At 40.2% G+C, this 22,933-nt stretch carries 17 protein-coding genes; 9 read left to right on the top strand and 8 right to left on the bottom strand.

The window, feature by feature from the left end:
* Position 1: 1 nt before the first annotated feature.
* Positions 2 to 1,450 (top strand): TrkH family potassium uptake protein, encoded by a 1,449-nt coding sequence (locus tag QOL76_RS01000; protein WP_283411155.1) that lies wholly within the window; start codon positions 2 to 4, stop codon positions 1,448 to 1,450.
* Here the strand turns inward: QOL76_RS01000 and QOL76_RS00995 are convergent.
* On the bottom strand, positions 1,447 to 3,906 hold the full coding sequence (locus tag QOL76_RS00995) for a ligase-associated DNA damage response DEXH box helicase (RefSeq protein WP_283411154.1): 2,460 nt from the start codon (positions 3,904 to 3,906) through the stop codon (positions 1,447 to 1,449). The two genes, QOL76_RS01000 and QOL76_RS00995, sit on opposite strands and share 4 nt — an antisense overlap.
* A gap of 145 nt (positions 3,907 to 4,051) precedes the next feature.
* Here QOL76_RS00995 and QOL76_RS00990 point away from each other — a divergent pair, with 145 nt between their 5' ends.
* Positions 4,052 to 4,564, top strand: a complete 513-nt coding sequence (locus tag QOL76_RS00990; protein ID WP_283411153.1) for a hypothetical protein — start codon at positions 4,052 to 4,054, stop codon at positions 4,562 to 4,564.
* A gap of 71 nt (positions 4,565 to 4,635) precedes the next feature.
* Here QOL76_RS00990 and QOL76_RS00985 read toward each other — a convergent pair whose 3' ends face one another.
* Together QOL76_RS00985 and QOL76_RS00980 are read right to left on the bottom strand one after the other, a co-directional pair.
* On the bottom strand, positions 4,636 to 5,235 hold the full coding sequence (locus tag QOL76_RS00985; protein WP_283411152.1) for a hypothetical protein: 600 nt from the start codon (positions 5,233 to 5,235) through the stop codon (positions 4,636 to 4,638).
* 11 nt (positions 5,236 to 5,246) lie between these two features.
* A complete protein-coding gene (locus QOL76_RS00980; RefSeq protein WP_283411151.1) occupies positions 5,247 to 7,529 on the bottom strand; it encodes a TonB-dependent receptor in 2,283 nt (760 codons plus the stop codon).
* Between the two features lie 238 nt (positions 7,530 to 7,767).
* Here QOL76_RS00980 and QOL76_RS00975 point away from each other — a divergent pair, with 238 nt between their 5' ends.
* Positions 7,768 to 9,135 (top strand): exonuclease domain-containing protein, encoded by a 1,368-nt coding sequence (locus tag QOL76_RS00975; protein ID WP_283411150.1) that lies wholly within the window; start codon positions 7,768 to 7,770, stop codon positions 9,133 to 9,135.
* A 3-nt stretch (positions 9,136 to 9,138) separates the two neighbouring features.
* Here QOL76_RS00975 and ypfJ read toward each other — a convergent pair whose 3' ends face one another.
* On the bottom strand, positions 9,139 to 10,038 hold the full coding sequence (ypfJ, locus tag QOL76_RS00970; protein WP_283411149.1) for a KPN_02809 family neutral zinc metallopeptidase: 900 nt from the start codon (positions 10,036 to 10,038) through the stop codon (positions 9,139 to 9,141).
* Positions 10,039 to 10,244: 206 nt separating this feature from the next.
* Here ypfJ and QOL76_RS00965 point away from each other — a divergent pair, with 206 nt between their 5' ends.
* Positions 10,245 to 11,018, top strand: a complete 774-nt coding sequence (locus QOL76_RS00965; RefSeq protein ID WP_283411148.1) for a 3-keto-disaccharide hydrolase — start codon at positions 10,245 to 10,247, stop codon at positions 11,016 to 11,018.
* 512 nt (positions 11,019 to 11,530) lie between these two features.
* On the opposite strand, the gene QOL76_RS00960 is transcribed toward QOL76_RS00965, so the two are convergent.
* Positions 11,531 to 11,998, bottom strand: a complete 468-nt coding sequence (locus QOL76_RS00960) for a SixA phosphatase family protein (protein WP_283411147.1) — start codon at positions 11,996 to 11,998, stop codon at positions 11,531 to 11,533.
* A 155-nt stretch (positions 11,999 to 12,153) separates the two neighbouring features.
* Here QOL76_RS00960 and topA point away from each other — a divergent pair, with 155 nt between their 5' ends.
* Positions 12,154 to 14,481, top strand: a complete 2,328-nt coding sequence (gene topA, locus QOL76_RS00955) for a type I DNA topoisomerase (RefSeq protein ID WP_283411146.1) — start codon at positions 12,154 to 12,156, stop codon at positions 14,479 to 14,481.
* A 28-nt stretch (positions 14,482 to 14,509) separates the two neighbouring features.
* Entirely contained in the window at positions 14,510 to 15,634 is a 1,125-nt protein-coding gene (locus QOL76_RS00950) for a carboxypeptidase-like regulatory domain-containing protein (RefSeq protein ID WP_283411145.1), read from the top strand.
* Between the two features lie 43 nt (positions 15,635 to 15,677).
* Here the strand turns inward: QOL76_RS00950 and QOL76_RS00945 are convergent, their stop codons facing one another.
* From QOL76_RS00945 to QOL76_RS00935, 3 genes are all read right to left on the bottom strand, one after another.
* Entirely contained in the window at positions 15,678 to 18,071 is a 2,394-nt protein-coding gene (locus QOL76_RS00945; protein WP_283411144.1) for a hybrid sensor histidine kinase/response regulator, read from the bottom strand.
* A 74-nt stretch (positions 18,072 to 18,145) separates the two neighbouring features.
* Entirely contained in the window at positions 18,146 to 19,024 is an 879-nt protein-coding gene (locus QOL76_RS00940) for a 3-hydroxyacyl-CoA dehydrogenase (RefSeq protein ID WP_283411143.1), read from the bottom strand.
* Positions 19,025 to 19,032: 8 nt separating this feature from the next.
* Positions 19,033 to 19,800 carry an SDR family NAD(P)-dependent oxidoreductase gene (locus QOL76_RS00935; protein WP_283411142.1) on the bottom strand — a complete coding sequence of 256 codons (768 nt, stop codon included), beginning with the start codon at positions 19,798 to 19,800 and terminating at the stop codon, positions 19,033 to 19,035.
* A gap of 112 nt (positions 19,801 to 19,912) precedes the next feature.
* Between QOL76_RS00935 and QOL76_RS00930 the strand changes: the two genes are divergently transcribed.
* The 3 genes from QOL76_RS00930 (at position 19,913) to fabF (ending at position 22,781) form a co-directional block, all read left to right on the top strand.
* On the top strand, positions 19,913 to 20,893 hold the full coding sequence (locus tag QOL76_RS00930) for a zinc-dependent alcohol dehydrogenase family protein (RefSeq protein ID WP_283411141.1): 981 nt from the start codon (positions 19,913 to 19,915) through the stop codon (positions 20,891 to 20,893).
* A gap of 73 nt (positions 20,894 to 20,966) precedes the next feature.
* The gene (locus QOL76_RS00925) at positions 20,967 to 21,389 is read left to right on the top strand and encodes a hypothetical protein (RefSeq protein WP_283411140.1); all 423 of its coding nucleotides are present in this window, start codon (positions 20,967 to 20,969) and stop codon (positions 21,387 to 21,389) included.
* A gap of 138 nt (positions 21,390 to 21,527) precedes the next feature.
* Positions 21,528 to 22,781 (top strand): beta-ketoacyl-ACP synthase II, encoded by a 1,254-nt coding sequence (fabF, locus tag QOL76_RS00920; protein WP_283411139.1) that lies wholly within the window; start codon positions 21,528 to 21,530, stop codon positions 22,779 to 22,781.
* Positions 22,782 to 22,933: the final 152 nt, after the last annotated feature.

Below are 22,933 nucleotides of genomic sequence, written 5' to 3'. Positions count from 1 at the left end.
AATGATCCATTTTAAAGAAATAGGAAAGATCATGGGAGCACTCTTGGTGCTAATATCCATTTTGATGCTTCCTGGTATTATCTTTTCTATTCACTTTGAAGAGGATCCTTGGCCTATTTTGAGTTCCGCGGTCATTACTATGATTATTGGAGCCACACTGTTTTTCTCATTTTCCAAGCAGGATCAAAATATTCGAAAGAGAGAAGGATACTTGATTGTTGCTTTAAGCTGGGTGTTTATGGCGGGGTTTGGGATGCTTCCCTACGTGCTCAGTCACGAGATCAACGGGTTTTCAGATGCGCTTTTCGAGACTATGTCAGGTCTTACGACCACTGGGGCCTCCATTTTAACTGATATTGAAGCAATGCCCAAGGGCTTGCTTTTTTGGAGAAGCATGACGCAATGGATAGGAGGATTAGGAATCATTGTACTGACGGTTGCTATTTTTCCTCTATTGGGAATAGGAGGGATTGAGCTTTTTGTAGCTGAATCTCCTGGTCCAACTTCTGATAAAGTTCACCCACGAATTTCTGAAACAGCAAAGCGGTTATGGTACGTCTATGTTGGACTTACGGTGATGGCTACTTTGCTTTATTGGGCAGGAGGTATGACCTTTTTCGATGCAATCAATCACGCACTTACCACACTGGCAACCGGTGGATTCTCCACCAAAAATGCTAGTATGGCTTATTACGATTCCGCTTTTATCCAATACGTCGCTATCTTTTTCATGTTTTTGGCAGGGACCAACTTTACAGTGATCTATTTTGGGCTGATGGGAAAATTCAAACGGGTTTTTAAAAGTGATGAGTTTAAAACCTATGGATTTGCACTCTTGGCGATCTCAATTATCCTGTATTACCCGATTTTTGCCAATGGTGGTGTAAGTCATGAATTAGCCTTTCGTAAGTCCTTATTTCAGGTGGTTTCGATTGTAACCACCACTGGATTTGTGACTGATGATTACACCCAGTACAGTCAAGGAGTTACTTTTATCTGCTTTATGCTGTTGTTTCTGGGAGGATGTGCAGGTTCTACAGCAGGTGGGATCAAGTTTGTAAGGCATCTGACTTTCATTAAGAATTCATGGCTTGAATTTAAGCGCTTGGTACACCCAAGAGCGATTGTTCCTTTGATGATCAATGGAGATCGAGTGACTGGGAGAATCATCACTCACATCATGAATTTCTTGTTGATCTACCTGCTCACTTTTGTGTTGGGGGCTTTGGTTCTTTCTCTGATGGGTTATGATTTGGCTACTTCATTAGGCTCTGTTGCTACATCACTCGCAAATGTCGGCCCGGGAATAGGCAAAGTGGGACCAGTAGATAACTTCGCGTTTTTCTCTCCTTCGGCTAAAATATTTTTGTCTGTAATCATGCTTCTTGGTCGGTTGGAGTTATTTACGCTCTTGATTTTATTCACTCCTTTCTTCTGGAGAGCTAATTAATCAGTCACCTGAAACTGCGCCTGGATTTTCGCTATCCGGTCTTCAATTGATTCTGAGCTGATGGAGGTCCTGCTCAGTCGATCAACCATGATAGGGAAGGAAAATGGCGTGAATTGAACTGGGTGCCTCACTACTAATTGCTGCTGATTAATTTTCTGCAAGGCATGAATCATTTTATCCTCTTCCATTTGTTGATCTATTGCCTCGCCATGCGCTTGTTTTAGCAATAAATTCTCAGGATCATATTGTTCAAAAACCTGAAAAAGCAAGCTGGAATTAGCTTGAATGTGTTTGAATGAAGTTGGTTTTCCTGGATATCCTTGGAAAACCAACCCGGCAATGCTGGCGATTTCTCTAAATTTTCTTTTAGTCATTTCCGTCTCGTTGACGCAGCGGAGTATATCTTCCCGAAGATTTTTAAGTGAAAAAAGATCTTCCTCCAGTATTTCTTCGATATTCACATAGCTGTCGCAAAGTAACTCAAACCCATAATCATTCATCGCCATACTGAAAGTCACCGGATAGCTGACGCTTATTCTGTAAGCTATTAAGGCGCTCATCAACTCATGTATTGCTCTGCCTTCAAAGGGATAAAAGAAGATGTGGAATCCTTGGTTAGTTTGGTGTGATTCTATCAAAAATGTATCTCGATCAGGCACGATGGAGAGTTTGTTTTGTAGGTCTAAAATCGGTTTAGCTTGGATTATTTCTTCCGAGATATATACTCCCTGATTGTAGAGTTCAAAGATTTCCCTGATTTTATCTGCCAGTTTAGAAGAAAGTGACATTCGTGCTCCCATCCAACTCACCACATTGGTGGCCTTTTTTTCCGAAACCTTTACTGTGGCTGTCAATCCATAAACTTTAAGTAATTCGAGACTTCGTCCAGTAAAGAAAAAGCGGTCACCAATTTTCATTTTGGAAATGAATGATTCTTCCACTGTCCCGAGATAAGCACCATTTTTGAATTTCACCTTGATCATAGCCTCAGATACAATTGTCCCCATTGACAATCTGTGCTTCATAGCTATCTTCTTATTGGTCACTTTGTAGAGACCATCTTCTGTTTGAATCACTTTCAAAAAGTCATCGTAACTCCCCAAAGAAGCTCCCCCCTTGGTGATGAAATCCATGATCCAAGACATCTCTGCGAAAGATAATTCCTTATAGGAATGGCATTTTTTAACCACTTCATAAATTGATTTTTCATCAAATCCATCGCCGACAGCTAAGGTTACTAAAAACTGAATCAGGACATCGTAGGCTAAGATAGGAGGGAATTGTGACTCTAATTCTTCCTTCTCAATGGCATCTCTCAATGCAGCAGCTTCGATTAGTTCCAAGGAATTGGTAGGCACAAAAAATATCTCAGATGGCAATCCTGGTTGGTGGGATGCCCGCCCGGCTCGCTGCATAAATCGGGAAACTCCTTTTGGACTACCTACTTGGATGACTCGATTTACAGGCCTGAAATCCACTCCTAAGTCCAAACTAGAAGTGCAAACTACGAGTTTCAATGTCCCTTCGTGCAAGGCATTTTCCACCCAACCTCGGACAGACATGTCAAGCGAACCATGATGCATTGCAATCCACCCAGCCCAATCTGGCCTTGCTTCAAGTAATTTCTGATACCAAATTTCTGTTTGAGATCGGGTGTTAGTGAAAAGTAAAACTGTTTTTCCCGCTTCAATAATCGGAATAACTTGGTCTAGCATTCTAATTCCTAGATGACCATGCCAAGGGTATTTCTCTACCTCCTCGGGAATCACCGTATTTAGAATTATCTGTTTCTTAATAGCTGCCTTTACAATATGTAATGGTAGATTTTCTCCCAAAAGAGTTTTTGCGGCAGCTTCCAAATTCCCGATGGTTGCTGATACTGCCCATCTTCGAAAGGTGCCTGGACAAATAGATTGTATATATTCCAGTGCAAGTTGGACTTGTACTCCTCGCTTATTTCCTACCAGTTCATGCCATTCGTCTACAACTACAGCCTGTACATTTTGAAATAAATCTGCATGATCTTTCTGGGAAATGAGCACATGCAAAGTCTCAGGCGTGGTTATTAAACACTCAGGCGGTCTTCGCTTGATCGCAGCGCGTGTTTTAGCATCTGTATCTCCATTTCTTACTACGACTTGCCAAGGTAGGCCAATAGTTTCGCAGACGTCCTGCATAGCTTTTTGGATATCCTGTGCCAAGGCACGGAGGGGAGTTACCCAAATCAGTTGAATTCCATTTTTCCTTGGTTTTTGCCAGGAATCGGGATTGTTATTTATGTATTCAAGAATGACGGGAAACCACAACGCAAAGGTTTTTCCTGAGCCTGTAGGTGCATTTAGAAGCCCGGATTTCCCATCGAGGTAATCATTCCAAGTTTGCATTTGGAATGGAAAAAGCGTCCAACCTTTTTTTTGGAAATAATCTAAACCAACTGCCAGACGCGTTTCTTTCATTAGTGAAATTTATAAAGAGAATTAGGTAAGTTTAATGAGCTATCCGATTTTAAAATAATCGGGAAGAATACCAAATGAATTGATAATTTTAGAAATAACCGAACAGTTGTAAATCTGTTTGCGTTGAGTTTAGAAAAATTGAACTATGAGAAATGTAATTTTAGTACTTCTGGTTTTGATTGCTTTCGGATCTTGTACTGAAAGTGATCAAGATATATATACAGGGCAAAAATTGGATTTTCAATTGTTTAAAGCCAGTGAGTTTGACTACAGTGGGACGTTTTCTGTTCGGGAAATGATAGATGGCAATTTGGAGGCTACTATTCAGTTAGTGGGAGAAAGGAGTTCTACTTCCACCAATTTTCCAGCTCATTTACATTATGGGAATTATACTGATCCTGAAGCGCCGATGGCTCTTATGCTTACTCCGGTTAATGGTGCTGACTTAGAAAGTAAAACAGTACTTGGTACGTTGATGGATGGTACTAAGCTAAGTTTCGAGGATATGAAGACTTTCGATGGACATGTGAAGGTGCATTTGGCAAGTGAAGGTCCTGATTATAAAGTGATTTTAGTAGCTGGAAATGTAGGGTCAAATGTAGATGAAGCGAGTAGTTTTGATGCGGAGTCAATGACCATTTGCTCACCTGAATTTTAACCTTCTAAATTAAGGTTAAACACAAAAAGCAGCTTTCGAGCTGCTTTTTGTGTTTGATAGGGTAGTAAAAATTATTCTACTACTACAGGAAAAGTGATATCCAAATCAGACTCACCACCTGCTTGGGCATAATCCGTAAAATTTGGATTGTCAGCTCCTGGATAGTTTTTGTCCAAATCATGACGCAGTATTACTCGCATTTCAGCTGTGCTGAAACCAGGGCTTTGTTGCACGGACACGATACCTTTCAATCCGATCAATTCACTTCCTTCATCATCATAAATATAGGATAGGAATGGAGAGCTAGTAAAAGCAGAACCCAAGAAATAGAATTGATGCTCATCGCCTTCTTCTTGGATCTCTTCAGTGATGTCTTCATTTTCGATTGAGTTATATACTTCGATCGACATTTGGTAGGTTTTACCCTTTGATAACATTACAGTTTCCACCGTAGGCGCTCCACCCACTTCAATTCCTTCTGAGTCAGATGCTGTGAATTCAAAAGGAGAGCCCACTGCAGCTCCCGTATCGTCGATTTCTTGAAACATCAATGTTACGTCCGTAATCACCTCTCCGTCATTTTCTGGAACAGGATCTTCACTTTCGCAGCTCGAAATCGAAAATGCAACTAATGCTAGTGCAAGGAGGTAAAGTTTGTTTTTTGTGTTCATAAAATAATTGGTTAGAATTCGTAGTTGATTTTTAATAAGACATTTCTTCCCATATCATAGGTGAAGTATCGAAAGCGGTTCATATAATCTTTATACTCGGTGTTGAATACATTCTGTACCTGAAGACCAAGATTCATCTTGTTTTCACCGATGTTTATTTGCTTGGTGTAAGCTAGGTTGAATAAAGCATAAGCTGGGGGAGCGGCAGCAATGTCTAACTCCGGCTCTCTGTTTTGCTTTGCGACCAAAACATTACTTAAAGTGATTTTATTCGTTTTGGGATCAGAATCCTTTGCGAAGCTGTATGAGACGCCCCAATCCATTCTATTAGATGGTATAAAAGGGAAGTAGCTGTCGTCTCCTGTATTCTTTGCCTGCACTATTGAACCTTTTACATATCCACTAAACTTGTCCGTGAATTCATAGCTTCCGGCAAAATCAAAACCATAGAAAAGTGCATTTGCTTGCAAGTACTCATAGACATTGAATGTCCCTCTCAAACTCACATAGGTTTCACCTGTTGGATTCAGGTAAATGTAATCTTGAATAGGATTCAGGTATGCTGTGAATTCCAAATGGGTTTTATTTCCATCGTATTGAAGTTCATTGATCCATTTAAGTGATTTCTCAGATTCTAAATTTGGATCTCCTATTTCCACCGCTGCAGCACCATGATGAAGACCTTCAGAGAAAAGTTCATTGACATTAGGTGGTCTCCAGGCTGAGCCAAAATTGGAATTGAAAGTCAGATCTGGGCTGATATGGTAAAGGCCACCTAGGAATGCCGAAAAGTTTTGATAATCCAAATCCGCTGTTCTCAATTCATTATCAATGTATCTGGCAGTGTTTACATTTCTAAAGTCATAGCGTATGCCAGCCTCCACTTCCAATGGGCCTTTGGAATATTTCTCCATGGCATACATTCCTACATTGATCATATCGTAATTGGGGATCAATGGAGTCACACCTGTTCCCGGAATATTACTGTTTGCCTGCTGTATGAGGTTTACACCCCAAGTGCCACTTAATTCATTCTTATGCGTGTGATTTACGTATAGGTCTAGTGTATTGGTAAAAAGCTCTAAATCCAAACTTGCTTTTTCATTCAGATCTCCTCTACGTTTGTCAAATTCCTGTCGATGATTTAGCTGAAACCCGTATTGGAAATTTATTTTCCAGCTTTCAGAAATATGATAATGGGACTTTAGCTTTGCCAAATGATGTGTTACACGTTGTTTCGGGTTGAGTATTTCATAGGTGAATTCTCCATCCGAAAAGGGACGACCATTTTCGATGATGTTTTCTAAATCAGAAAGATTCCCAGTATGTGAATCATTCAATATTCCCAATTCAGAATGGAATAAGCTGTAATAAGCTTCTACGCCAAGTTTTGAGCTACTATACCCTAGGGAACTGCTTAAATTCAGTTCACTTAAACCTGTGTTGTCCTGAAAATATCCTGGTGATTTTATATTGCCTGACCTTTTAGCGGAGCCTTGTATGCGGTAACCTAAGCCTTTTACTTTTTCTAACCCTCCCACATGAACAAGATTAAGATTACCCATTCCTCCGTTTGAGGCACCGATAAGGTTGAGACTAGTTTTGCTAAACTTAGTAGTGGGTAGTGGGGCGGGGTTTACCAGAATCACTCCTCCCATTGCCTCTGGGCCGTATCTTACTGTCTCGGCACCTTTTACTACAGTGATTTCATCAGCTAGAAAAGGGTCGATTTCCGGAGCATGTTCTGCTCCCCACTGTTGTCCTTCCAATCGAATCCCATTATTCATGATCATAATTCGATTACTGTGCATACCATGGATCACTGGCTTAGCTATACTATTCCCTGTAGAAAAAGTAGATACTCCGGAGATCCTTTTTAGACTTTCTCCTAAATTTTCTCCTCTTGATTCGAGCAGATTTTCTCCATAAAGCGCAGAAACAGCTGTAGTAGTTTGCACTGCGTCTCGGTGCCCGTGGACTTCTACACTCTGAAGGCCTAAAGATTCCTCCTCCATTCTGTAGGTCTTACTGTATGTATTGGTTTCCAGATTAAAGGTATCCGTAATCGTTTTATGTCCGAGGTATTGAATGGTAAGTATGTAGGACCCACTACATAGATTCTTTATGGTAAAATTTCCATTCTGGTCACTTACAGCTCCTTCTTCAGCTTCAGCAACCCATATGTAGGCTGCTTCAATTGGCTCATTGTTTTCCAAATGAATGATTTTACCTCTTATGGATAATTTACAATCCTGCCCATAGAGGGTATGGCCAAGGAGTAAAATTACTGACACTAGTATTCCTGTTTTCAAATTCACGATGCAAAAATAGTCGGCGATAATATTATAAACTAGCACAAATGAAACAAAGTTGCATTTATAGGATAAATGGTAAAAAAAATGAGAGGAACCGATACTTTGAGATGTGATTGGAGTTATAGATGAATGATCCCAAACCTTGAACTGGTATTGATTCTTTGTCATTCTCTGACAACTTTTCTAATCTGAAAATTCTTATCCTTACTTTTAGCCAATGGAATTCGCCATAGTAGATATTGAAACCACCGGCGGTGCGCCAAAGTATGGTGGGATAACTGAAATAGCTGTATTGATTCACGATGGGGAATCGATTATCAGGGAGTATCAGACACTTTTAAATCCTGAGCAGGCCATTCCCACCTATATTACTGGGCTGACAGGAATAGATAATTTTATGGTTAGACACCAGCCTACTTTTGAAGCTATACATGATGAATTGTGGGAATTACTTCACGACAGGGTATTTGTAGCACACAATGTCAGTTTTGACTATGGATTTCTTCGTGAGGCATTTTTGAAAGTAGGGAAGGAGCTTAAAACTCCCAAACTCTGTACTGTCCGTCTCAGCCGAAAAGTATATCCGGGTATGAAATCTTATAGCTTAGGGAGGCTGTGCGAAAGTCAGAAAATCGAGATTGAGGCTAGGCACCGGGCAATGGGAGATGCTAAGGCAACGGCGATTTTGTTTGATAGAATGATCAAATCTGATTACCAAATCATCAATCAATCCCTGAAGAAAAACACAGGAGAAGCTTTTTTACCGCCCAACTTTCCTCACTCCAAATTCAAAGAAATACCTACCGCATGTGGTGTTTATTATATGCAAGATGAGCATGGAAAAACGATCTATGTAGGTAAGGCGATTAATATTAGGGAAAGGTTTAAAAACCACTTCTCCGGTCAATTACTACCTAGTCTAAAACAGAAATTAAAGAATGAAGTCTTTGATTTAAAATGGGAATTAACTGGAAGTGAACTAATGGCGCTTTTGTTTGAGACGTTGGAAATTAAGCGCTTATGGCCTAAATATAATTACGCGTCTAAGCTTCCAAAGCGATTGTTTGGGTTGTTTCATTACGAAGATTATTCTGGATATGGAAGATTTCAGGTTGCGAAAATCACCAAATTTTTCAAACCGATTGAGTCCTTTTTTTCTATGGAAGAGGCGAATACCTTTCTCAAAACTGGAATTGAAACCTATGGTCTTTGTCCAAAACTTTGTGGCTTGAGAAAAGTGAATTGTGAACCGGAAGACCTTTTGAGGTGTGAGGGCGCTTGCTATTTTACAGAGAAACCGAAGGAGTATAATACACGCGTGTCAGAGTTTATGGAAAAGATCAAGGATGGCCAAAAGGAAATTCTGATCAAACTGGATGGGCGAAATCCCCGTGAAACTGCCTATTGTATGTTTGAAAGTGGAATGCTAAGCCGATTTGCCTATCTAGAAAACGACGAACTTACTGATGACATCCCTTCTCAATTGGATTTGGTGACACAAGTTCCAGAGACCTATTATATCTTGCGTCAGTATATACATCAGATCGATCCGGAGCAGATTCAGGTATTGGAAATCAACCCATGAGGGCTATAAGTCATTTGTGTTAAAGGTGTCCCCCTGATTGATATCTCCAGTTTCAAATCCTTTTTTAAACCATTTCATTCGCTGAGCTGAGGTACCATGTGTAAATGAGTCGGGTGTGACCCTTCCGGTTGCTTGCTTTTGAAGTCGATCATCTCCGATGGCATTCGCCGCATTTAGAGCTTCAGCTAAATCACCTTTTTCCATCCATCCGATAGACTTCTGACTGTGATTAGCCCAAACTCCTGCTAGGAAATCAGCCTGAAGCTCTAATCTCACTGAAAATTGGTTGTATTCTTTTTCGCTCACTTGACCTCGTAGTTTGTCCATTTCTGCGGTGATACCGGAGATTTTCTGTATATGATGTCCTACTTCGTGGGCTATGACATAAGCCTGAGCAAAGTCTCCAGGAGCATTTAATTTCATCTCCATTTCTTTGAAAAAGCTTAGGTCTATGTAAAGTTTTTCATCCCCAGGACAGTAGAAGGGACCTGTTGCACTTGAAGCCATTCCACACGCGGAAGAAACCTGTCCACTGAATAGAACCAAGGTGGGTTCTCTATAATTATCCAAGACCTTATTCCACACATCTTCTGTGTCAGCCAGTATGGTTTCGCTGAAAGCAGCCAAACGGTCTTCCTCTGCAGAAGGAGTATAATTTGTTTCAGTAGTGAAGCCTTGTTGACCGCCTCCCATGAAATTGCCGAGGAAAGTTAGGGGATTGGTTCCTGTCAGGACAGAAATAGCGATTATCACACCAACGATTATCAGCCCAGTTTTGGAGAAAAGTATTTTAAGAAGGGGGCCAATTAGCATAGGATTAAATCCACCACCACCAGAACCTCCAACTCGCTGACCTCGTCTATCTTCTACATTTGAACTTCGTCTTCTTCCTTCCCATTTCATAGGTTTATAATTAAATAGTTTAAAGTCAATCTTCTAGATCAAACAGGCATTCCTAATGGGTAGCGAACTTGAAACACCCCTGCCTAATGCAGCTGTGATTTCATGTATTAAAAAGCTTGATTTTGGTTAAAATTAACCAAATTGAACAATTGGACATGGTCTAGTTATTATTTTCCCAAAAAAAATACATTCAAATCTCAAAACATATGAATTACAAATTTTTCAAAGGGCTTTCCATCGCTCTAGCCTTATTCGGATCGGCAACCATTGCATCTGCCCAAACGGGGGTAGGGGTGAAGCCTGAGAAAGGTGCCAAATTATATCTCGACGGCTCCAAAAAATCTCTTGAAAAAAATTGGGAGTATTGGGAGGGACCTAGATTTATGGCTGAAAAACCTATTAAATGGCCTGAGGTAGCTGATCCTATTGATGGTGGAAAAGCAATTAGTAGTAATGATCCGGCAGCAGCTGGGGGATTATATGGCGCCGCAGATATAGTGACAAAGGACAAATTCAAGGATTTTCGTGCACACGTGGAGTTTTTCATTAAGAATGAAGGTGGAAATAGCGGAGTATATTTGCAGAATAGGTATGAGGTTCAGATTCTAGATGGGGATTATGGTGACCATGGAATGGGCGCCCTGATAAACGAGCACATTCCTACTTCTGAGGAGTATTATGGCATAGGCAAGTGGAATGCATATGATATTGAATTTAAAGCGGCACGATTTGAAAATGGGAAACTAGTAGCGAAGCCTCGTGCGACAGTCTACTTAAATGGTGTGAAAATCCACGAAGACAAAGAAATACAGCAAGTTTGGGGTGGTCCCAATTCAGGGCTTGATGGGGGAAATGACGGTGGGAAAGGGATTACTGATACACCTGGAGGCTTAAAGCTTCAAGCTGAAGGACACGATGTGTTTTACAGAAATGTTTGGATCAAAAAGCTTGATTTAGACGGTAAGTCCACTGATTTCTGATTTCAATATTCCACATGCAAAAAGCCCTGAAAAGTTAAATTCAGGGCTTTTTGCATTTAAATTGGCTTGTGTTATTTTGATATCAGAAGAGCGTTTGTTGATCTTAAGCATCATTTGAAATAACAGCAAGAAAGATACTGGGTGATTAATGTGGCTGGATTTTATACCAGAACTTTCATCAGGTAATCGAAATTTGGGTATGTATATTCTTATAAAGGGTACTCAAGTTTTAGCCATTTGATCTTAAATCAAATTGTGGTTCCTAGGCAGAGGATTCGTAAGAATATTTTGGGTTGTTTATGGCGCAGACTTATTTTTAGCCAGGCACTGTAAGGATCATCTCAAAGAAATGAAATTTATAAATAGCTGCCATCAAATACAGGCATTTATCTAAATTATTTAGTAAATATAGATAGATAAGGGTGTAATATTTGATAAATAGGTGATAAAAAATGAGTAAAAGTAAATAAGTGGTTCAAATTTGATCTGCTCGGAAATTAAATACGTTCTTTTTATTGAATTATTTCTTTTAAGACACCCGTACCAAACCCGATCATATCCCAATCTGAAATTTCTAAGTCTATTATAGCCAACATTCCAGGTTGTAATCCTAAGTAATTTTCATTGGATACGTGAGATAAAAGCAGACTAATGGTTGGATTGTGACCGACAAGCAAACAAGTTTCTACGATATTCGAAGTTTTTTCAAGGATTGCAATTATATTTCTTAAGTCTCCATGGTAAATGTCTTTAAGGAAAACTGACTCCCGGATAGCCAGGTACTTTTCCATTATTTCAGCTGTTTCGCGAGTGCGTACAGCTTCAGAACAGTACATCAAATCAATCGTTTTAAGCGTTGGATTGAGTCTTTCTCCCATTCTGACCAGATTTTCTTTACCTTTTGTAGTAAGATGTCTTTGAAAATCAGAACCATCAGAAAAACCTGCTTCCCCGTGTCTAAGTAAAAATAATCGCTTCATGATAAGTGGTTTATGACCTATGAACTGTTCAATTAATCGTTCAAAAATCCCTCCAAAATGGTTCTGTCGAATTTTAAATATTTGGACGAGACAACAATGCCATCTATTTTTAGCTTTTCTAATCGGGCCTGAAATCCCAGAAAAACTGCTTTTCTATGTCAAAAAACCTTGTTATCGTCGAGTCACCTGCTAAAGCCAAAACCATCGAAGGTTACTTGGGCAAAGACTATAAGGTAGCATCCAGCTACGGTCACGTGCGGGATCTGCCGAAAGGCGATAAAGCAATCGATATTAAAAATAGATTTAGTCCTACCTATGAAGTTACTGCTGATAAAAAGGACGTAATCAAAAACCTAAAAGCCTTGGTGAAGGATGCTGAGACAGTATTCCTAGCGAGTGATGATGACCGTGAAGGAGAGGCAATTTCTTGGCACTTGAAGGAAGTGCTGAAGCTGAAGGATGAAACTACTAAACGAATCGTCTTTAGAGAAATCACCAAAAATGCAATTACCAAAGCAATTGAAAATCCACGTGGAATAGACATAGACTTGGTAAATGCCCAGCAAGCTAGACGTATTTTGGATCGTTTGGTAGGTTTTGAGCTTTCTCCCATTCTTTGGAAAAAAATTAAAACTGGATTATCTGCCGGAAGAGTGCAGTCTGTTGCTGTCCGATTGATTGTAGATAGGGAAAGAGAAATTGAGCAGCACAAGGCTAAATCAAGTTTTAGAGTAACTGCAATTTTCGAGGTAGAAGGAAAAACTTTCCAAGCTGAATTACCTAAGAAATTTGATACTAAAGCTGAAGCTGAGGAGTTTTTAAAGAAGTGTTTAGCCGCTGATTTCTCAGTAGCCAACCTGGAGAAAAAACCAGGAAAGAAATCTCCAGCCGCACCATTTACCACCTCTACACTGCAGCAGGAAGCGAGTAGAAAACTTTACTTCTCTGTGGCTCAAACCATGTCTGTAGCGCAGAAATTGTATGAAGCGGGTAAAATTACCTATATGAGAACAGATAGTGTGAATCTATCAGATGATGCAATGGCTTCTGCCAAAAACGCCATTCAAGATTCATACGGTGATAAATATCATAAATCAAGAAAGTTTACCACCAAGTCTGAAGGTGCTCAGGAGGCTCACGAAGCCATCCGACCTACCGACTTTGGAAATGCCCATGTATCGGGAGAACGCAACGAACAGCGGCTCTATGAGCTGATTTGGAAGCGTGCAATAGCTTCACAGATGGCTGATGCAGAATTGGAGAAGACAATTATTACAGTCGATATCTCGAATCAACCTCAAAATCTGGTGGCGACTGGCGAGATTATCAAATTTGATGGTTTCTTGAAAGTTTATCTGGAAGATACCGATGATGAGCCGGAAGAGGAAGAAACCAATGCAGGTAAGGCATTATTGCCTCCTTTGACTGTAGGTCAAAGCTTGGCCTTGCAAGAAATGAAAGGTCGTGAAACCTTCTCTAGAGCTTCTCCAAGGTATACGGAGGCATCTTTGGTGAAGAAGCTGGAAGAATTAGGAATCGGCAGACCATCTACCTATGCTCCTACTATTTCTACGATTCAACGTCGCGAATATGTCATAAAGGAATCCAGAGATGGAACACCTAGAGATTATGTAGAAATGATCATCGCCAAAGGGCAGTTCAAAGAAGCAACCAAAACCGAAAATACGGGCGCAGAGAAACAGAAGCTTTTCCCAACGAATATTGCAATGGTGGTTAATGACTTTCTCGTAGAGCATTTCCCGAATGTGATTGACTTTAGTTTTACTGCTAGGGTAGAGAAGGAGTTTGATGATATCGCTGCTGGAGGTCAAGTATGGCAGGATATGCTAGATTCTTTCTATGGAAATTTCCACAAGAACGTAGAAGACACCGAGCAAATAGCTAGGCAAGATCTCAATACTAGTCGTGAACTTGGAAACCATCCGGTAAGTGGCAAGCCTATGATTGCGAGACTGGGGAAATTCGGACCATTGGTTCAGATTGGAGATTCTGAAGATGAGGAAAAGCAGTTCGCAAGCTTGAAAAAGGGGCAATTCATCGAAAATATTACGATGGAAGATGCATTGGAATTGTTCAAGTTACCTCGAGACATCGGAATGTTTGAGGATAAAAAGATGGTGGCTGCTATTGGTAGATTTGGACCATATGTGCGTCATGATGGCAATTTTGTTTCCCTTCCAAAAGAAATGGATCCGCTGAGCATTACAGAGGAAGAAGGCATTCAACTGATCAAAGATAAGCGAGAGGCAGATGCTAAAAAGCATATTAAATCATTTGACGAGAATCCAGAGATCCAGGTACTGAACGGAAGATGGGGGCCTTACATCAAAATGGGTAAGAACAACTACAAAATTCCTAAGGATAAAGAAGCTGAAACGTTGACTTACGAAGAGACCATCCATATCATTGAAAATCAGCCGGAACCTAAGAAAAAGGGAGGTCGATTCGCTAAGAAAAAGTAAAGAGACATCAATTCCTGATTGAGACTATATGAGCAAGCCTATTTCAATTCTATTTAAGATTGTTTTAGGCTTGTTTTTGTTTTTGTGTGGCAATATCGCTTTTGCGCAGCAAGTCTTTCAGGGTACAGTTGCTGATTATGAGACAGGTGAAGTAGTTCCTTATGCCACCGTTTTTATAACGAATACAACTTTTGGTGTGTCTGCCGATGGCAATGGGAAATTCTATCTTTCTATTCCCGAAGGAAACTATGAAGTGATTATTCGTATGTTAGGGTATAATAGTTTGGTATTCAGCTTGTCAACAGATGATTTAAAGCCTCAGGGATACAGATTTTTACTCAGTCCAAGTGAGGAGGAGTTGGACCTGGTAGAGGTGAAGGTTAATCGTGATCCGGCATGGTATAGGAACCTGGAGAGTTTCAAAGCATATTTTCTCGGTACTTCAGAAAATGGCAATTCCTGTAAATTTCTAAATGACACTGTATTGAGATTGGACGATCAAAGTGAAGCTGGTATGCTCAAGGTAAGTGCAACAGACATTCTGAAAATTGACAATCCAAATCTTGGCTACAGACTAGACTATTTACTAGAAGAGTTTAGGTTTGAAAGGAACGATGGATATGTGTTCTACGCTGGGTACCCTCTCTTTATTCCCGACTCTACTTTATCTCGAGCTAAGCAGAGAAAAGTCGAAAAAGAACGTGAAAAAGCCTACCGAGGAAGTTTACAACATCTAATTAGGTCTATTTATGAAGGAAACACCGAGAACCAGGGATTTATACTTAGAAAACTTTATCGAATTCCTGATCCATCCAATCCGGGCAAGTTTGTCAATCAATTGGACTCTAACCCCATATCCGCAGGGGAACTTATAGCGAATAATTCGGAGGGAAAGGTCCTGCTTAGTTTCAGTGACTACGTACATGTCACGTATACTGAGGAGTTAGAAAGCATTGAATTTAAAGGTCGGGCGAGTACTGAAAAGTTGGGAAATCAGGTTTCTACTATTCATCTCGAAATGGAAGATCTAGAAATATATGCAAATGGGAGCTATGCTGATCCTTTTGGGATTTTGGTCGAAGGATACATTGCCTGGGAAAGAGTGGGTGATTTGCTGCCAATGGATTATAGTCCAAAGCCTAGCAATAAATAAGGGTTAGGTGATTTTATGCTAATTCACTCTCACTGATTTGCGACTAAATATCGAGCGTTATTTTTTCCAGATAAAGCGCTTTTTCCACACTAGAATAGAGTAATTCCTGGTCAATTGGTTTGGTTATGTAATCATCCATGCCAATGGCGAAAACCCGGGCTTTAGTTTTTTCAGTTGTATCTGCAGTGACTGCAATAATTGGAATGCTAGTTGAATTCAATCCCGAATTCCCTGATCGAATTTGCTCTGTCGCTTCGTATCCATCCATCTCCGGCATTTGCAAGTCCATCAGAATCACATCGTACGCTTTAGATTTCATAGCCTGTAATGCCTCTAAACCATTGTTTGCGAAGTCAAAGCTCACATCCTTCCATTTTCTTAGTATAGATTTGATCACCAGCTGATTGACCCTGTTGTCTTCGACTACCAGAAAATGCTTACCAGACATAAGCTTTTCAGATTGTGCTGGAGTCAACAATTCTTGGTTTGTAGCCACTGAGGTAGATTTTTCAAGTTCGATCTTGATAATCACTTGTGTACCTTTATTCTTCACACTGTTTACTTTTATAGTGCCTTGATGAAGTTCTACCAATGCCTTGACAATACAGAGCCCAATACCAAAACCCCCATATTTCCGCTTATCATTTATCTGCTCCTGATTAAAGGACTCAAAAATTCGATCGAGTTTTTCAGGGGCAATCCCAACACCAGAATCTTCAATTTCCAATAAAAGTGTAATTCTGTTTTGATGGCTTTCTTCCGTATTCACCTTCATTTTGACTTCGCCATTATGAGTGAATTTGGTGGCGTTGTCAAGGACATTTGAAATGATCTGCTTCAAGCGAATGGGATCACCTATTAGTTTATCATTGATTGAGTTACTTTCCTCATACATGAATTTCAGGCCTTTTTCGCGGGATTTTTGATTGGTCACCACCTTTAATTCCTGTATGATTCTTTGAAGATCAAAATCCACATGGGCAAGTTTCAGTTCTCCTTTTTCTATTTTAGAATAGTCCAAAATATCATTGATTGACCCTAGCAAAGACATGGATGAATATTGAATGACTTCCAGGTTGTTTTTAATTGTAGGGTCCTCGGTATTACTAATAATAGACTTAGAAAGACCTAAAATCGCATTCAAAGGAGTTCTGAGTTCGTGACTCATATTAGATAAGAAGTATGACTTCATTTCATTGGACTCCTCAGACCGGATCAAGGCAAGTTCCTGCATTTCTTCCTTTTCAGTTTTGAGCAAGCGGATTTTATTGGCCATGGAAAGAGATAGAAAGATAATTTCAGCCCCAGTTCCTATTTTGGAAGCATTTGCAGTGAAAAATGAATTTGGGATTACTGAGAAATTATTCAATATGAAAATGACAAAGCCAAATGTCAAACAAGCTATACCGACGGTGAAAAAAAAATCAATGGGAAGTTTGAGTAGGTAGCAATTGAAAATAGTGGTGATAATCAAGGCTAAAGTCAATACTCCAAGGATATTTACCGCAGGATAGTAACTGGCCTGGCCTGCTGAGTAAACTAATACTGCCAAGAAAAGAATCAGGTGGGCGAATAGTAGGACATGGTAGGATCGCCTTATAAAGGTAGAAAGCCTTTCTATCTCAATATAAACATAACTGTAGCCACATAAGGCCAATGAACTAAGCGTTGCGAAGATTAATAGGGAGCGATTGGCAAACCAACCCGGTTCTAGTGTGATATATTGGAAAAAGTACCCATCAAGATTTAAATGAAGTAAAGCTATAGATACTACATAAGCTACATAGAATAGAAAGCTTGACTCCTTCATTCCAAAATAAAAGAATAGGTACATCACACTCGCTATAAATAGAATCCCATAGAAAAAACCGAAAATCAGTTGGGTAAAGAAAGAGGAGTTTACTAGGGATGAAGTATTGTTTAAGAGCAAAGGAACAGAAATCACTTCTCCGTCACTTTGGTATTTGATGTAAAATCTCGAAGTGGAATTTGGAGCAATTGTGATCGGGAAAATTAGCTTTCTATGCTGGAATGGTCTATTCTCGAACTTTACTAGATCTCCACTCAACTGATCTGAGACTACAGTTCCATTAGTCAATTGATATAAGTGTACTACATCGGTGATTGGTCTTGCTGTTTCCAGGTAATATGTCAGAGGTTTGTCTAGTGTATTTTCTAAAGAAAATCGCACCCAATAGGTACCGTCAGTAAATCCTAGGTCCGTTATCGGATATTTTAAAAATTGGAAATCCAATGAATCCTCAATCGCTAAAAATTCTTCCAAATCATAGTGCCCAGAATCAACCTGCGCAAATTCAGCTTGGTTATGAATTGAAATTGGAAATTCTGATTCTTTACCACTGGTAAGCTGAGCATAGCCATTTTTGGCAAGCAGAAAAAGCAAGCCAAAGGCAAGATTAAAATAAAGGGACTTCATCGGGGTGATTAGGTGAAATTGGAATTACGAGCAGCTTGTTAAGCTAGATCTAATTTGGAGCAAAATTGTTTAATTTATTTTAAAAAATCCTGATGCTTATAGCTTGGGTTTGGGTATTTATAAAAACCTTCTCCAGATTTGGTTCCCAAGTTCCCTTGATCTACATAGGTTTTCAATAGTGCAGCAAATGCACGAGAGGAGGGATTTCTTCGTGAACTGGTAATGTGCCAAGCTGTATCTAAGCCCACATTATCCAAAATCCCAAATGGCCCGGCGGGCATATTGAAATTAATCATCCAGGATTTGTCAATAGCTTCCACCTCAGCGATTTCTCCTGTTAGCAATCTACCAGCAGCATCGATCCAAGCTATAAGCAAAGTATTGAAGATATAGCCTGAATGTTCTTTTTTTACAAGAATTGGGATTTGATTGAGTTTGCGACCTATATCTTCCAACAGGTTAACAACTTCTAATGAAGTTCCTTGATGCGGCATGATGTCAACCACTCTCGAATGGAAGACATCGTGAAAATGAAAAGCGCAGAATTTTTCAGGTCTACCTGAAACTTCCGAAAACTGCGAGGGAAGTAAATAGGAGGTATTCGTAGTGAAAATGGTGTGCTCTGGAGCTAGTCGACCTATTTTTCTCCACACTTCAGTTTTAATGGTTAGATCTTCCGTGACACTTTCACTGATTAAATCAGTTTTGGTTAGCGCCTTTTTGAGGTCTTTTGTAAAAGATATCCTCTCAAAGGCTTTCTGTGCTGTTTGTGCATTGATTAACTCTTCTCTAGCCATTTTTGCCAACAGCTTTTTCATAGTTGACAAAGATTTTTTCAAACTGATCTCTTGAATATCATAAACCTGAACGTGGTAACCTGACAAAGCGGCTTGCAATCCGATTCTGGTGCCAAGGTTGCCAGAGCCTATAATCCCGATAGTTGAAATAATCATTCTTGTAGTTAAATAGTGAAACCTCCGTCTGCTGTGAACACAGAGCCCGTAGTATAAGCGGATGCGGGTGAAGCTAAAAATAGCGCCATAGCTCCAATTTCTTGGGCCGAACCCACGCGCTTGATGGCGAGTTTATTCATGACCATTTTCATGATTTTTTCATTGGACCAAAGGGGTTCTGAGAATTTAGTTTCGATTAGACCTGGGCAAATCACATTTACCCGAATTTTAGCTTCTCCCCATTCCTTGGCTAATACCTTGGTCATGGAAATCAAGGCAGCTTTACTTACACTATATATACCTAATCCATGTTCAGGGGAAATACCGCCTATAGAACTGATATTGATTATTGAGGCATTTGAAGAAGCTCGCAAATAGGGCCAGCATAATTTTGAAAGTTCAAAGGGAGCTTTCAGGTTTACATTCATAATTTTGTCAAAAGCTGTGGAGCTCGTTTCATGTACTGGCCCGAAAACGGGACTTGTTGCTGCGTTATTGACCAGTATATCGAGTTGTCCGCACGATTCTATGGTTTTGCCCACCAAGTTTGGAAGTTCATCCATATTTCCCACGTTACAGGCTATGCCTACAGCTTCATATCCTTTTGCTCGCAGTTTGGTAGCCATATGATCCACAGCATCCTGTTTTCTGCTACACAGGACGACTTTAGCGCCTGCCGCAACAAATATCTCTGCAATACCGAATCCAATTCCTTTACTTGCTCCTGTAATCAGAGCGACTTTTCCGTCAAGTGAGAATAATGATGAAAGATCCATACGTAACTTTTTATCTACTTTCAAGATAGAAAAGATATAGTGGATGCCTGAACGAATGGATAATATTCTTAGTTAAATTACTAGTAACAGCCAATTTGAAATTTAAGAAGCTATGATAGAAGTGATTTTTGAAAAGACAGGAATGCCTGAGGATGTTTTACAGGTCAAAGAATCGCCTGCTCCTGAGCCACAGCCACATGAGGTTCAGATCCAGGTAAAAGCAAGAAATATCAACCCTTCGGATCTGATGTTTATTCAGGGGAAATATGGAATTCAGCCTAATTTACCTAGTAGTGCAGGTTTTGAAGCAGCTGGAATTGTTAGCAAATCTGACGAGGAAGGAAAATTCCCTGTTGGAACCCGAGTAATGTTCACTGCGCAAGGTACAAATACCGGCACTTGGAAAGAATATATTACCCTGCCCGCCACGCAGGTGATTCCTATGCCTGAAGGAATGTCTTTTGAAATAGCATGTCAAGCCTTTGTCAACCCTGTGACTGCAGTAGCGATGGTGAATAAATCTGAATTGAAAGAAGGAGAATGGCTGCTACTTACAGCAGGAGCATCAGCATTTGGAAAGTTCGCAATTCAAGTCGCTAAAAGTAAAGGAATCAAAGTCGCTTGTACTGTTCGTCATGATGAGCAGAAAAAGTATCTGTCTGATCTTGGGGCAGATCTGGTGGTAAACACCGAGAAAGAAGATTTGAAAAAGGTAATCAGTGAGGTTACTGGTCAAGGTGTTTCTGCGGTATTTGATGCAGTAGGGGGAGAATTAGCTGCCAAAGCCCTGACTTGTATAAAGCAATTTGGGAAGATGTATTCATTCGGTGTATTAAGTGGTGAACCAATGCCATTAAACACTGGCTTGATGATTTTCAAGGAAGTTTCAATTGAAGGATTTTGGTTGAGTAGCATTTTGAAAAGAATCAGTAATGAAGATAGGGCTAAACTTTATAAAGAAACCCAGGCTTTTCTGATGGATGAAGATTCCAAAGTTGAGGTAGAAGCGTCATTTCCTCTTGCAGAAGTAAAGGCTGCTATTGAGGCTTACAATAAGCCTGGTAGAAATGGAAAAATCCTTTTGGTAAGTTAATTTCTTTGAAATAGTTCTTCATAAAAAAAGGGATTTCCCATCTTTGCACTTCAAATCAAAAAAACAGAACGGAATGAATTGGGATACGCTGGATAAAGAGCTTACCGAAATAGTCGAAAAAAGAAATCAATTAGCCGCTATGGATTATAGCGATGAGAGTTATGACGATCTTGAAGAAGCGCTTCATGACTTGGAAGATGATTTCAACGAAAACTATGAGGACAGACTTGAAACTGAAATTGAGAAAATTCAGGATAAGCTGAAGTCTGATACAGATATTCTTTTGCCAACAGCTTACATAGCAAATGTTTACAAGCCGCTTCTTCCTGATGCAAATGGCATTATTAGCTATGAAGTTTCAGGTCAGCAGGGAGTACCGATTGAGTCTGAGCAGTTTGATAAGCAGGATGTTCGAATCGTTTTGATTCCTAACCCAGCGCGCTTTGTGATGCTGATTAATGGAAGACAGTTAAAAGACCTTTGGAGAAGCAGATAGATTAGAGTCAAGACATAAGGATCAAAATGTTAGATTTTAGAAACACGAGTCTAGATAAAAAATAGGAATAAAGTAAAGAACCTGGTCAATAGCCGGGTTTTTTCATTCAAAAAGGAGTTTTTTCTGATATAGTAAAAGATGAAATCAAAAAGAGTAGTAATCACAGGTTTGGGAGCGTTGTCTGCGCTAGGAAACGATGTAAAGTCCAATTGGCAGAATGCCAAAGAAGGAAAAAGCGGGGCAGGTCAAATCACTTATTTTAATCCGGAGAAATTCAAAACCAGATTTGCTAGTGAATTAAAGGATTTTGATCCTACGCTCAGGCTTGATCGCAGTGACATTAAACGGTCTGATCTTTTTACCCAATACGCTTTATATGTTGCCGCTGAGGCCATGGAAGATTCTGGATTGGATGTTTCCAAATTGAACTCCCCATTTGATGCAGGAGTGATCTGGGGTTCGAGCCAAGGTGGTATGAACACACTTGAAAAGGAGCTGAACGAGTTTATAGCAAATGATCGCTCACCTCGTTTCAATCCATTTTTCCATCCAAAATTCCTAGTGAATATGGCTTCGGGAGTGATCTCCATGAAGTATGGCCTGATGGGAATCAATTACACTGCAGTGACAGCCTGTGCTTCATCGAATAGTGCGATCATGGATGCTTTCAACTATATCAAATGGGGAAAAGCTAAAGTGATGATTACCGGTGGGTCAGATGCGCCAATCACAGAAGCCTCAATGGGAGGTTTTAATGCGTTGAAAGCGCTTTCTACACGCAACGATGATCCCTCCGCTGCTTCTAGACCTTTTGATGTGGACAGAGATGGATTTGTGATGGGAGAGGGAGCTGCAGCTTTGATTCTTGAAGAATATGAGCATGCTAAAAATCGTGGAGCCAAAATCTACGGAGAGGTAGTCGGAGCGGCAATGACCGCTGATGCGTACCATTTAACAGCCACGCATCCCGAAGGAGCTGGCGCACTGCAATGCATGAAATTTGCTTTGGAAGAGGCAGGCTTGACCATGCAGGATGTCGATTACCTGAACGCGCATGCGACTTCTACCCCTACAGGAGATTTAAGCGAAATCAAAGCAATATCTGCCCTGCTTGATGGGAAGTATGATAACTTACATATCTCTGCTACTAAGTCCATGACAGGTCACTTGCTGGGAGCTGCCGGAGCTATAGAAGCGATTTTCTGTGTAAAAGCAATCAATGAGGGAGTTGTTCCTCCAACGATCAATACGGAAACATTGGATCCTGCCATTCCTCAGGGAATTCAGATTGTTACCAAGGCTGCTATCAAGAAAAAAGTGTCTGTTGCCTTGAGTAACACCTTTGGCTTCGGTGGACATAATGCTTCGGTGATCTTTAAGGAGTTTGTGTAGGTTTTTTTAAACCACAGAGTTCGCTGAGGTTTTCGCAGAGAGTTGATTAACCTTTGAGGTGTAGTCCCGAATGTCTTAAGTCTTCGGGGTCACCTCGAAGGATTTTTGTTTTTACCGCAAAGTCGCAGAGGTCGCTAAGAAAAACGCTCAGG

It is taken from the genome of Algoriphagus winogradskyi, assembly GCF_900182815.1.
GTDB classification, from domain to species: domain Bacteria; phylum Bacteroidota; class Bacteroidia; order Cytophagales; family Cyclobacteriaceae; genus Algoriphagus; species Algoriphagus winogradskyi.
Note: the sequence above shows the minus strand (reverse complement) of the source record. Positions and strands in the feature narration are given on the sequence as shown.